General features: G+C 36.8%; 12 protein-coding genes. 5 read left to right on the top strand and 7 right to left on the bottom strand.

Going from position 1 to position 11,905, the window contains the following annotated elements:
• Positions 1-11: 11 nt before the first annotated feature.
• Positions 12-896 carry a nucleoside triphosphate pyrophosphohydrolase family protein gene (locus tag N4T20_RS14845; protein WP_260669917.1) on the bottom strand — a complete coding sequence of 295 codons (885 nt, stop codon included), beginning with the start codon at positions 894-896 and terminating at the stop codon, positions 12-14.
• Positions 897-1,238: 342 nt separating this feature from the next.
• Between N4T20_RS14845 and N4T20_RS14850 the strand changes: the two genes are divergently transcribed.
• Entirely contained in the window at positions 1,239-2,720 is a 1,482-nt protein-coding gene (locus N4T20_RS14850) for a recombinase family protein (protein ID WP_260669918.1), read from the top strand.
• Complete coding sequence (locus N4T20_RS14855; RefSeq protein WP_025572058.1) at positions 2,707-2,871, top strand: hypothetical protein; 165 nt, start codon at positions 2,707-2,709, stop codon at positions 2,869-2,871. The genes N4T20_RS14850 and N4T20_RS14855 overlap by 14 nt, the downstream gene beginning before the upstream one ends.
• 518 nt (positions 2,872-3,389) lie before the next feature.
• On the opposite strand, the gene N4T20_RS14860 is transcribed toward N4T20_RS14855, so the two are convergent.
• The 6 genes from N4T20_RS14860 to N4T20_RS14885 all read right to left on the bottom strand — a co-directional run bounded on the left by N4T20_RS14860 (position 3,390) and on the right by N4T20_RS14885 (position 7,917).
• On the bottom strand, positions 3,390-4,574 hold the full coding sequence (locus N4T20_RS14860) for a DUF3570 domain-containing protein (RefSeq protein ID WP_260669919.1): 1,185 nt from the start codon (positions 4,572-4,574) through the stop codon (positions 3,390-3,392).
• Between the two features lie 21 nt (positions 4,575-4,595).
• Positions 4,596-4,829, bottom strand: a complete 234-nt coding sequence (locus tag N4T20_RS14865; RefSeq protein WP_260669920.1) for a DUF4266 domain-containing protein — start codon at positions 4,827-4,829, stop codon at positions 4,596-4,598.
• Positions 4,826-5,719 (bottom strand): FAD:protein FMN transferase, encoded by an 894-nt coding sequence (locus tag N4T20_RS14870; protein WP_260669921.1) that lies wholly within the window; start codon positions 5,717-5,719, stop codon positions 4,826-4,828. The genes N4T20_RS14865 and N4T20_RS14870 overlap by 4 nt, the downstream gene beginning before the upstream one ends.
• Before the next feature lie 40 nt (positions 5,720-5,759).
• Positions 5,760-6,197: a thioredoxin family protein gene (locus tag N4T20_RS14875; RefSeq protein WP_260669922.1), complete on the bottom strand. Its 438-nt coding sequence runs from the start codon at positions 6,195-6,197 to the stop codon at positions 5,760-5,762.
• Positions 6,198-6,310: 113 nt separating this feature from the next.
• The gene (locus N4T20_RS14880; protein ID WP_129748776.1) at positions 6,311-7,000 is read right to left on the bottom strand and encodes a VIT family protein; all 690 of its coding nucleotides are present in this window, start codon (positions 6,998-7,000) and stop codon (positions 6,311-6,313) included.
• Between the two features lie 548 nt (positions 7,001-7,548).
• Positions 7,549-7,917, bottom strand: coding sequence for a hypothetical protein (locus N4T20_RS14885; protein ID WP_260669923.1), 369 nt, complete (start codon positions 7,915-7,917; stop codon positions 7,549-7,551).
• A gap of 311 nt (positions 7,918-8,228) precedes the next feature.
• On the opposite strand from N4T20_RS14885, the gene N4T20_RS14890 reads away from it, so the two are divergent.
• The 3 genes from N4T20_RS14890 (at position 8,229) to hemA (ending at position 10,852) form a co-directional block, all read left to right on the top strand.
• Positions 8,229-8,663: a hypothetical protein gene (locus N4T20_RS14890; protein WP_260669924.1), complete on the top strand. Its 435-nt coding sequence runs from the start codon at positions 8,229-8,231 to the stop codon at positions 8,661-8,663.
• 19 nt (positions 8,664-8,682) lie between these two features.
• Positions 8,683-9,270: a hypothetical protein gene (locus N4T20_RS14895; RefSeq protein ID WP_260669925.1), complete on the top strand. Its 588-nt coding sequence runs from the start codon at positions 8,683-8,685 to the stop codon at positions 9,268-9,270.
• A 277-nt stretch (positions 9,271-9,547) separates the two neighbouring features.
• Positions 9,548-10,852, top strand: coding sequence for a glutamyl-tRNA reductase (gene hemA / locus N4T20_RS14900; RefSeq protein ID WP_260669926.1), 1,305 nt, complete (start codon positions 9,548-9,550; stop codon positions 10,850-10,852).
• Positions 10,853-11,905 lie beyond the last annotated feature (1,053 nt).

Below are 11,905 nucleotides of genomic sequence, written 5' to 3' on the forward strand. Positions count from 1 at the left end.
TAATTCGAACATTAGTTTTTACCTAAATAAGTCAGCTTTTTATTTTTAATACTGACTAAAACTCGGCCTCCTTTGTTGTTCTTCAATTCATCAAAAACCTTATACGAATTTATAATTGCTGTTTCCCACTGTTTTTGCGTACAGTTTTCTACTTCAATACCACTAACCAGCTTTTTAATTGTTTTTAAAACTTCAGTATCTACACTGTTGCTATACTTAAACAATTGATGATCTACTGCATAATTATAGATATATAAGCTAACTAATTCCTCTGTGATAGCTGCTCTAGCACCATCTTCCACTTCATCTGTAGCATTATCACTTTTTCTTTTTATTTCCATTAATTTTCTTATCACAGGAGACCACCCTAGATAGGCAACATAACCTAGATGAAATATATCGTGAAATCTATATCCGTCTTTTTTATGAGAATTGTCTGTGATATCATCGCCTAGCTGTTTTTTAGTAGTATTATTGATTATCCTTACTTTTTCCTTTCCAGCTTCATTAACAATCTTAAACTCTACTTCAAATTCTCTCGGAAATTGTTCTGATTTAGGATAATTTTCATCATAAACTATAAAATTTTCTGGTTGTTCCGAATCAAAACGATCTTTTATTTTTTTTAGATTTTCTTTAGCTACCTCCTCTAGATTTAGATTATTTTCAGTAGCTATTGTAGATATATACCAAAGAACGTCACCCAATTCTTCTTTTAGCTTATTTGTGTAATTTATATAGGCATTCCCATCTCTTAAATTCTTTTTCAATTCTGTAATAACAGATCCAGCTTCACCAATAAGTCCTAAAAAGGGGACTATATTATTAACTTCTTTTCCTTTCACATAATCTTGGATGGTATTTTTAGCTTGGTTTTGATATTCTGAAAATAGCATACTTTATATAGTTAGTTAATAATTGCGTTTAAACAAATATATTTAAATAGTATTTTTCTTTATTACGTAAAACCGTAATCATAAAATTATTATTTTTAAATAATCTTGAAATTTAGATTTTTACATCTCAAAAATACAACTATATAGAAACCCTATGTAAGTATAAATACCTGTTTTAAAAGATTGTGTTAAATACAATCTTTGAGGAAAATATTTTCAATTACTATTTTGTAAAATATAGAGTAAGTTGATAACGTTTTATTTAATACTCCATCGAATTCTCTTTTAATTAATCATTTCATTTGTTTAAAAAATAGTAAATCTAACAAATACATTAATCATATGAAGTCAGCCTATTTATACGTTCGTGTAAGTACGGACGAACAAAAAAGAAAAGGTTACTCTTTGCCGGAGCAGGAGGACAGGTTATTGAAATATTATGATATCGAGGTCAAAGGAATTTATCGCGAAGATTACTCTGCAAAGAATTTCAATAGACCGGAATGGAATCGATTGTTTTCAGAAATCAAAAAGAAATCCTCAGGAGAAGACAAAAATATATTATTTATCAAATGGGATCGATTCAGTCGTAATGTTGAGTATGCGTACGAAATGATTGGGAAGCTCCGGAAATGCAAAGCAACTGCAAAGGCTATTGATCAGCCAATCGATTTCTCTGTACCTGAAAGCACAGTTATGCTGGCTGTATATTTGGCTGTCCCGAAAGCAGAAAATACACGGAGAGCTCAAAACACTTCAAATGGTATTCGTCGGGCGAAGCTGATGGGCAGACATCCCAGTAAGGCACCATTAGGATTTATCAATTTGACAATGATGGATGGTAGGAAAGGCATTGCTCCTAAAGAGCCAGAAGCCGAAATTATAAAATGGGCCTTTTATCAAGTTGCGAGGAACGATCATAAAATATCCAAAATCATTAAAATAGTCAATGATAAAGGATTAGTATGCTCAAGATCACACTTTTTCAGGATTTTACATAATCCTGTTTATTGCGGGCTTATACCGGTAACACTTGACTCTGGTAATGAGGGAGTGGTAAAAGCATTACACGAGCCATTGATTTCTGAGTCATTGTTTAATCAGGTTCAGTCCGTTATTAATACAAGAAGAAGAATTACTGCCAAGAAAGATGATTTACAATCATTATTTTTTCTTAGAAGTTTTTTAATATACCCTGTTTGTAATCGAAAACTTTGCGGAAGTGTTTCAAAAGGCAGATCAAAAAACTATCCATATTATCATTGTCATAATGGATGTAGAACAAGAATAAATGCATTATTCCTTAATGACTGTTATTATAACAAGCTTCGACAATTAATGCTCTCAAAGAATGCAGTTGAATTATTTAAAAAAGTTTTGGAAGATCAGAATATAAAAACACAGAAAGCAAGTTATTTATGTACCCAAAAGGTATTGGAGAGGAAAATAAATGAGGAGGAGCTAACCCTTTCTCGAGGCAGAAAATTATTTATAGCTGGAATATTAAAAATTGATGACTACAACCAATTAAGAAAAGAGAATCAAGTCAGCACTAAAAATCTTAAAAAGGAAGTGCATGATATTGCCGTTAAATTAAAAGGGATTGATAGAAAAAATCAAATAGAAGAAAAAGCATTAGTTGAAATCTTTCAAAGATTTTCTGAATTTGAGGCTTCAGATAAAAGACATCTTGTAAATCTTATTCCACCGACGGAAATTAATTTTAAAACAGGAGATCTATCTTTAGGCTTAAATCAAGCATTTTTAAAAATATTATCAAAAAAAAGAAACCGAAAAAACAATAGAAAAAATGAATTTCATTGAGAAGAATGTTTCAGTAGAGAAAGCCGTTATTATTCTTTCTAAAAACGGCATTCAGGTAGATGAGAAGGAAGCTAAAATTATTTTGGAATTACTGTATTTAGTATCAAAAAATTACGATAAACCAAAAGAGAAAAAAATCCTATATCCTTAACGGGATTTCGAACTATCGTTCAGCTTCGATTAAATCTCTAATAGTGCCACTTTAAGACTGTTTATTTCAAACAGACTAAGAATTTCTTGTGAAAAAATCGAACCACAATTATTAGGCTGCGAAGGCTTGAAAAATCTACACATTAGGGTATAAAAAAAGAGACAACTAATTGCTAGTTGTCTCCTTAAGTGACCTCACTGAACAATTTACAAACCATTTTATGAATGATTTAAAGAAATTGGCTTATTTTTAAGTGAATTTGTAAGATAATTATTTTGTATTTTCACTTAAAAGCGGTTTGTATGTATCGTAGAGGTTAAAAGTTAAAAAGGTTATTTAAATATAATTGAATCTTTAAAGAATATTTATTAGATTAAAATCCATAAGATTATTTGATTTATTATTACAAGAGTTTGATTCAAATAATATTTAAAATTATATAAATCTTTGTACTAAATAAATATCAAAATTTGTTTAGGACAGGAATTTTACTTGATGCTGGCGTTTTTTAACTTTGACTATTTATATTTTATATTAATGGAGATAATATCCGAAGTCATATTGGTGGTTCGGGTATAATGCCCGTAACGTATCTCTAAGGTATTCCAGTGCTTAAGGCCAAAAATTCCGTTAAGCGGGGTAAATTTCATTCCCATTCCGAAAAAACTGCTGTCAAACTTAGACAAATCATAGTTGCTGGTGTAGTATTCATCAGCTGCAGTATGTTCCCCGTATGGTTTGAAATATTTCGTTCCGCTCTGGGTGTAATACCTGTAAAAAGGACTCAGGGAGAAAGCCTGAGTTAATTTCACCGGAATTTCAAGATCGGCTGTATGCGCTTTTAAGCTCCAGTCGTCAGTATAATATCTATAATAGGCACGGATAATTACATTGTCTCCCATAAAATAACTGGCTCTGATCCCTAGTGGGATTTTAAGTCGTGTATCGGGCATTTTTTCCTGATGAACAGAACCATCTTGGAAATAAACCCTGTGAAAAGGAAGACTTAAATAGCCGTTCTGGCTGATAACATCCCCAACAAGTATGACCTGAAGATCTTTATTTATAACCTGAGAATAACTCAAAGTTCCTGCAAAAGTATTACGGTTGGCGCTATCGTAGCCTTCCTGGCCAGGCGGTCTGAGTTCTACTGGCATAATCAGTTTCAATTGATCGATGAATGTCTGGAATTTAGCAGTAAATTCACCATTCCTGTCTTTTGTTTTTTGGGAAAAGCTGATGTTTCCTCCAAAGGACTGATAATCAAATTCGGTAGATGATGAAATGCCGATTCCAAGCGTTCTTCCTTTTTCTTCATTTTCCCTCAGATAAGTCAGGGAAGGGTAGAAGCGGTTGTCTGAAGATGAAGCAGACGAATTTGCGCTCAAATCGATCATATCTGATGATGCAGAAGTATAATGGTCAATACCTGCCTCGATATCAAAGGTATGTTTTATTCCAGTTTCACCATATTTTACAAGTCTAACATCAATAGTATTGGCGATATCAGTAAGGTGTTCAGAGCCAATTCCACCGGTAACAGCCGAATTATTTCCGTCCTGTTTATAATAACTGGAAACCAGATTTACCTCTTCCAATTTTAATTTTTTGCTTTTATAACCCGTAGAATCAGCAGGGACATTTTGTGCTCTTGTCTGAAATAGAGCGAGTAAGGCAAATCCTGTAATGAATATTCTTTTCATTTTTTTTTGATTGTGTGAAAATTAGTTACAGCCGCAGCCACCGCCGCTTTTTCCTGAATTTGCCCCGGAAGCTCCTTCACGGTAGGATTGAAAACTGAGTTCTGTCTTTTCGATTTTCCTATTAGAAAGTACCATTTCAGAATCATTGATTTTTCCTTTCTGATATTCCTTTACCGAAGTACAGGACGCGGACAGTATGCCCATTAAAGCAATACTGCATAGTAGCACGAGATTTTTTTGCTTAGGCTTTTTCATTTCAGGTTAATGTTTTTTGAATTGTAAATTTTATTGTTGTCGTCTATGATGATGCAGTAGAGATCCGGTATCTGATCTATTAAAAACAGGCCGGCTTTAATGCCCATCACCGCAATTGGAGTCGCCATTGCATCGGCAAATTCTGCATTTGAAGCTATGATGGTCACACTTTTTATTCCGCTTATCGGCAGTCCTGTTTTCGGGTCAATAGTGTGAGAATACTTTTTGCCGTTAATTGTTACGAACTTTTCATAATTTCCAGAGGTTGCCACTGCTTTATTGGAGATTTCCATATAAGAGAATGCTGCGTTTGGCGAATCGGGATCTGCCACGCCGATGGTCCATTTCCGGCCGTCTGGTTGCAGCCCCCAAGCCGAAAGATCTCCGCTTGCATTAATAATCCCGCTCTGGACATTATTTTTAAGCAGCACTTTTTTTGCCATTTCGGCGGCATAACCTTTTCCGATACCTCCAAAACCAATCCGCATTCCTTTTTCTTTCAAGAATACAGTTGTATTTTCTTTGTCCAGAATTATGTTTCTGTAATCAATAAGATGCACCATCTTTTTTGCTGTGAGCGAATCAGGAAGGCTGGTCATTGTTTTATCAAAATTCCAAAGGCTTTTGTCGATGCTTCCGTAGGAAATATCAAATGCACCTTGTGTAATTCTAGAAATCCCTATCGATCTTTCGATAAGATTAAAAACTTCCAGATCTACTTTGACAGGTTTGATTCCAGCATTTTGATTGATCAGATTGGTCTGGCTGTCTTCTTTGTAAGTAGTCAGAAGTTTTTCAATCCGCTTGATTTCTTCAATGGCCAGGTTGATATTCTCATTTCCTGTTTTCTCATTATGGGCGACAACCGTAATGGTAAAGCTGTTGCCCATGAGTTTTAGGGACTCGGAATATTTTTGATTTTCAGATATGTTATTTTCGGCTCTCACAGATCGCTTTTATTTCGGCTGTCCACTCATCAGGAGTCTTTTCTGGTTTTCCATGCCAGGTTTTGATTTCTTTGCCATCCGCGTCCAGAAGAAGCGTAAGAGGAAAACTTCCTTCCTTATTATAAATTTCTGCTAAATCCTCGTTTCGCTTTACTTGCTCCGGAGTTCCAATATTTTTCTTTTTTCTGGGAAAATCAGCATTGACCAATACTAAATTTTCATTTGCCATAGCAGTAAAAACTGCGCTTTCCAGATAGTCCCTTCTCGTCAAGATACAAGGCCCGCACCAGTCAGAACCCGAGAAATTCAAGAGGATTAATTTGTGTTTTTCTTTTGCAGTTTTTTTTGCATTATTAAAGTCAGGTTCCCAGTTTATGGAAAGCGTCATTGTCAGTGCAAGGAATATAGTTATCAGTTTCATCTTTTTCTTTTTTTTGTATATACGAAATAACGAAAAGCATGGTTTGTTATTTTTGCGGCTCGCTTAAGATTGGATTAATATTTTTAAGCGGTTACAAGCCCTGTTTTCTTGTTTCAGGCAGTCTGGACTCCAAAAATATATCCGACCAGGGCTGAGGCAGCCATAGCAAAAGTACCCCAGATGCAGATCCGAAGGACTGATTTAAGGATATTTGAGCCTCCCGCCTTAGCGGCAAGAATCCCTGAGAAAGCCAGAAAAAGAATGGAAAAGGCATATTGGCAGAAAATCATGTCTTTAATGGGGGCAAAAATTGCTACCAGCAGGGGAAGAAAACCTCCAATAATAAAAGATACCGCCGATGCAAACGCAGCTGCCAGAGGATTGGCCTGCGTGATTTCGTTGATCCCCAATTCATCCCTTGCATGTGCTTCAAGGGCGTCATGAGCCATCAATTCAGAGGCCACCTGCCTAGCCAGTTCTTCATTCAGCCCCCTTCGTATATAAATCTCCGCTAATTCTTCAAGTTCCTCTTGCGGCATATTCTGCAGTGCCAATTTTTCCCTTTCGAGATCAGCTGATTCAACATCTGATTGCGAACTGACCGATACATATTCCCCGGCAGCCATGGACAGCGCGCCTGCAACCAGTCCAGCAACTGCAGCAAGCAGAACAGGCTCTCTGGCTGTGCTTGCCGCTGCGACGCCAATCGTAAGACTGGTGGTTGAAAGTATCCCATCATTGGCTCCAAGTACTGCCGCCCGGAGCCAGCCGCTTCTGTTAATATAATGAACCTCAGATTCCATAATTTTTATTTAGCAGTTTTACCCAGTCACGGTCTTCAGAGGTTTTTTCTGTGCCTCCAAAATTGTTTTTACGCTGTTTATTTTTTTATCTATGCCTGTAAGGGCTCTCTGCACATGGTCTTTATCAGCAATGCTCATTTTAGCCGGCTTGAAATTCATAATAAAATTAACTTAAATCCTTTTTGGATATGAGAATAATACCATTAGAATGATTCTAAATTTAATAGGAAATTATATTTATATTGTATATCGTTCTTTGTTAGCCCAAAATTAAAAGGAAGATTCCTACTGCCGTGTGAGATTTATGCAAAAAAAAGAATGCCTTATGAAGTGCTCTTTCAATTATACCCGGCTTGCCTTTTTTGCCTGCCTGTCTTCCTGACTGCGTGAAAATGCTGGCTGGCACTAGATGGAACAGGATTGAGGCGCAGGATAAACATGCGGTCTGTTTTACGCAGACCCAAATGGAGCAGTTCAGGGCTTTTATGGAGATGTATCGCCTAAATTTCCCTGGACTGCATTATTTTTGAAAAAGCCTGCAGATAAAATCATTTTTCAAATAATCCATCCTTTTCCCATTGCTTGACTATATCTATAGTTTCCTGGGGCATTCTTGGGCCTCCTTTAGGCATCAGCACACTATTGCCGTTTTCCAGGGAAATTCGGATAATGAGGCTTCGTTTTAAAACAGCATCTTTGACTTGGGCATATGTGACAAGAGATATAGGGGCACCGTTTGTAGGAACCGCTGCATGGCAGACAATGCAATTATTGTCAATAATTGATTTTACATCCTTGTCATATGTTACTGATCCGGCAGGCGCGGTGGTGTTCATTGGAGCGGAGGAATCATCATTTGAGCAGCCTGCAAGGATTATGGCGGCTAATAAAACGGCACATGCTTTTTGTAGTTTCATAACGTGTTTTTTTAGTTTACAAAGCAGACATGATTTTCATCTCAAGGAATGCTTTTCACCTATATACGTCAAAATTTATTTTACAGATTTTAAGAAGTACTTTTTTTATCCATTCAAATTCAGATTAAGACTTTTACGGGCTGTATAAAAAATAGAGCGTGAGGGATGCTGTTTTTATCATAGCTGATGCTGGGGAAAAGATTCAAACTATTTAAAATAATTCTAAACTAAAGTTTTCTTTTTACTTGTTAAAACCATCCTAAAAAAGTTTCCGTATATGACCTTAAATCTAACCGCTATAAAAATCACTTATGAAAATCAACAAGTACATCAAAAAAGCACTTTGGATCGCAATGGGAATTGCGGTCCTATTTTCGGCAATTCTTCTTTTCCATATCATTACTGCCAAGCCTGCGGTTTATGACACTCCAAACCTGCAGGTGAGCCGCATTGATTTCAAGGAAGCTATCGATTCTGCGCAGGCCATACAGATTTGCGCTGATTTGAGATCCATTAAAGGGCTGACCTCAGATTCCATCATTATCAAGAGAAACGTGGTGGTTTATTTCCATAATAACAGAATCACAAATTCGAAAAAGGTCTATGCGCAGCTGATGGCCAAAAGGCATTATGATGCCCAGCCTTATATACTGCCTGAAAATCTGGCTTCCAAAGAAGTTTGTCCTATGGACCAAAACAGTCTGGGCTATAAGTTGTCCCAGAAGATCAATCATTTTTTTAATTAACCCTTTAAATATAATTGTTATGAAAAATTATTCTAAAATTGCCTTATGCGTGTTATTCTTTTCAGCAGCTGTTTTTACATCCTGCAGCAATGATGATGAGACTCCGGCTCCTGTAAAAGCATCCATATATGAGCGATTGGGAGGCACTAAAATGGTTGCAGATCCTGATAATTCGGGACAGATGATCGAGCAGGGGCGCCTGAGCTTCCGTAAAGTGGTCAATTCAACCATCGGATTGATAGTTGCCGATATCCAGTCCAATGCATCAGGAAACCTGCAGGCTCATTTTGCACCCCTTTTGGCCGAAACCGGAACAACCCAAGCTACAAATATTGCAAAATTATCAGATAACCTGACTGATTTCTTTTCATTCAACACCGGAGGCACCAATGCAGTAAATACGTATTCGGGCCTGAGCATGGCGGCGGCGCACAACCCTGCGACAAATCCTAGAATGGGAACAAAATCCAGCAGTGCGGACTATACAAAATTCGAAGGTTATGTGGGAGCGGCGGCCAATGCGAACGGCGTTGCCTCAAACACAGAACTCTATACGGATATTGTGGCAGTTTTGGAATCATTGAGAACGCCTATCGTCCAAAAATAAGTAATCTTCCCAAAAAAACGCCGCCTTTTTCTGCGGGCGGCGTTTTTGTTTTAAACATTTTTTTATTCCAAAATGAGCATGCCTGCCTAAAGAAACCTCTTTTCAGTATAAATTTCTTTTATGCCATCTTTGGCCATATCATGATACATGGAGTGAAATGATTGCCACCGGCTTTGCCTTGGAGCCGTTTATCGGCATACCTGTAAAAACATCATTGCGAATTGATGTTATAACGCAGACTTCCCTAAATTTTCGAATCTTAAATTAAAGTTATCCCATGGAAAATTTTAAGCTGTCCCAAAACACGACCTTTTACGCCTTAGGATTAAGCTATAAAAAAGCAGATGCCCTGATCAGGGGAAAATTCAGCCTGGACCCTAAAGTACAGACTGAACTGCTGGCGCAGGCTAAAGATGAAGGAATAGAGTCATTACTTGTGATTTCCACCTGCAACAGGACTGAAATCTATGGCTGGGCTTCTCATCCCTATGAATTGATAAAACTGCTTTGCAGCCATACAAAAGGCAGCGTGGAGGAATTTCAGCAGTCTGGCTACATCTATAAAAATAACGAAGCCGTGAGCCACATGTTCCGGGTAGGGACAGGCTTAGACAGCCAGATCCTGGGTGATTTTGAAATCATCAGCCAGATTAAGACTGCTTTTAACCACAGCAAAGAGAAAGGTTTGGCAAACACATTTCTGGAACGTTTGGTAAATACTGTAATCCAGGCAAGCAAAAAAGTTAAGACAGAGACAAAAATTTCTTCCGGCGCTGCATCGGTTTCTTTTGCATCGGTGCAGTATATAATCCAAAATGTCGCAGATGTCGGGAATAAAAATATTTTGCTTTTCGGAACAGGAAAAATAGGCAGGAATACATGCGTAAATTTATTAAAGCATACTAAAAACAGCCATATTGCCCTTATAAACAGAACAAAACACAAAGCTGAATTACTGGCGCGAAGACTGAATGTCATCGTAAAGGATTACTGCAATTTGAAAGAAGAACTGCAACGGACAGATGTGCTGGTCGTGGCTACAGGAGCACAAAGCCCCACTATTGACAAGACATCGCTTGCCCTGCATAAACCCTTATTAATTCTGGACCTGTCCATTCCGTGCAATGTAGATTCCGATGTGGAAGAGATACCCGGTGTAACTTTAATACATCTGGATCATTTATCTCAAATTGCCGATGACACGCTGGAAAGAAGAAAACAGCATATTCCTGCTGCAGAAGCCATTATTGAGGATCTGAAATCAGAACTGAATACATGGGTAAACGGCCGAAAAAGCGCACCGACCATCCATGCATTAAAAACCAAACTGAATGATATTGTGTCGGCTGAGTTTGCTTTTCAAAAGAAGAAAACAATCAATTTTGATGAAGTTCAGATGGATTTGATCAGTTCGAGGATTATCCAAAAATTAATAGGCCATTTTGCAAGCCATTTAAAAGACGAAAATACGTCATTGGACCAGAGCATTGAATTTATTGAAAAAGTATTCCAAATAGGGCAGTTTGCACCAGGTAAATCTTCTTCACCAATTGAAGAAAAATACAAAATCGATCTGTCATAAAAATAAACTGGAATTCAAAGGCCAGGCAGACCAGGCAGAGCCGGGCATATAGGGCATATCTATAAATGATGCGCTTCAGGTGTTTTTTTGAAGCGGAATTCTTAAGCTGATTTTTTGTTTTTTTAGGTTTGTTTTTTTGGGAGCTTTTTCCCGCTATTCGCTTCAATCTTCTGCGCCGAACCCCGGCGCAAAAAGGATGTCCGCTGCTATCGGGGCCATTTTGTGCTTTATTTTAGTGAGGAATAAATCAATTTTCAGCTGTAGTCCATCAGCAATTATGTTTAATAAAAAAATGGCGCCAATTGTCTTCAATTGGCGCCATTTGGCGTTGTGACGGGGACAGGACAAATTACAACATCATTTTTGGATGATTTGAAGAAATTGGCTTTTTATATGTAGTGTCTGTCTTTTATTGGCTTTGTAAATTTGGTTTAGATGTCCTGTTGGGGATTGATGTAAAAATTATAAAAACTAAATTAGTTTATGGCAGTAAACTAATATACAATTCTACAATATTATATGATTTACCAACTTTTGCAGTCAGAAGAATTGTCGTTGTGTACTTTTTGACACTCCTGCAAACTATTATTAGTGAATTATCATCTCTTTTTCTCAATTAGTCCGCTGGCATAGTCAGAAAATGAATTTGTGCAAGTGCCACTTGCACAAATTACCTAGAATCATCACATTAGTTTACTTACTAAAGCATTATTTTAAAGAAAAAAAATAAAAGCAAGAATGATTCGAAGTTATCATATTTAGTAAGAGTAGTAAAAAAAATGGTTCCAATTGGCGTCACTTGGCACTATCTGGCTTTGTAACGTATAGTTCACAATTTGCAAAAGACTTTAAGGATGATTTAAAGAAATTAGCCTCTTTTCAAGTGAATTTGTTAGATGATTAGTCTGTGTTTTTATTAGGTTTCAGTTTGTATGCATGTATTTTGATGTTGCAAATTATAATTTGCAACCATTTTTATTTGATATTATAAAGCGCGTAGTTGTAAATTTATGCTTCAAATAAACTGTAACTATGTAAGGATAATTTAATCAA

The organism is Flavobacterium sp. TR2, from assembly GCF_025252405.1.
Classification (GTDB): Bacteria; Bacteroidota; Bacteroidia; order Flavobacteriales; family Flavobacteriaceae; genus Flavobacterium.

Excerpts from the sequence above, each read along its gene's own strand:
- N4T20_RS14855 (WP_025572058.1), top strand. The coding sequence starts at position 2,707 with ATGAATTTCATTGAGAAGAATGTTTCAGTAGAGAAAGCCGTTATTATT.
- N4T20_RS14850 (WP_260669918.1), top strand. The coding sequence starts at position 1,239 with ATGAAGTCAGCCTATTTATACGTTCGTGTAAGTACGGACGAACAAAAA.
- hemA (WP_260669926.1), top strand. The coding sequence starts at position 9,548 with ATGGAAAATTTTAAGCTGTCCCAAAACACGACCTTTTACGCCTTAGGA.
- N4T20_RS14875 (WP_260669922.1), bottom strand. The coding sequence starts at position 6,197 with ATGAAACTGATAACTATATTCCTTGCACTGACAATGACGCTTTCCATA.
- N4T20_RS14865 (WP_260669920.1), bottom strand. The coding sequence starts at position 4,829 with ATGAAAAAGCCTAAGCAAAAAAATCTCGTGCTACTATGCAGTATTGCT.
- N4T20_RS14860 (WP_260669919.1), bottom strand. The coding sequence starts at position 4,574 with ATGAAAAGAATATTCATTACAGGATTTGCCTTACTCGCTCTATTTCAG.
- N4T20_RS14885 (WP_260669923.1), bottom strand. The coding sequence starts at position 7,917 with ATGAAACTACAAAAAGCATGTGCCGTTTTATTAGCCGCCATAATCCTT.
- N4T20_RS14880 (WP_129748776.1), bottom strand. The coding sequence starts at position 7,000 with ATGGAATCTGAGGTTCATTATATTAACAGAAGCGGCTGGCTCCGGGCG.
- N4T20_RS14890 (WP_260669924.1), top strand. The coding sequence starts at position 8,229 with ATGAAAATCAACAAGTACATCAAAAAAGCACTTTGGATCGCAATGGGA.
- N4T20_RS14895 (WP_260669925.1), top strand. The coding sequence starts at position 8,683 with ATGAAAAATTATTCTAAAATTGCCTTATGCGTGTTATTCTTTTCAGCA.
- N4T20_RS14845 (WP_260669917.1), bottom strand. The coding sequence starts at position 896 with ATGCTATTTTCAGAATATCAAAACCAAGCTAAAAATACCATCCAAGAT.
- N4T20_RS14870 (WP_260669921.1), bottom strand. The coding sequence starts at position 5,719 with ATGGGCAACAGCTTTACCATTACGGTTGTCGCCCATAATGAGAAAACA.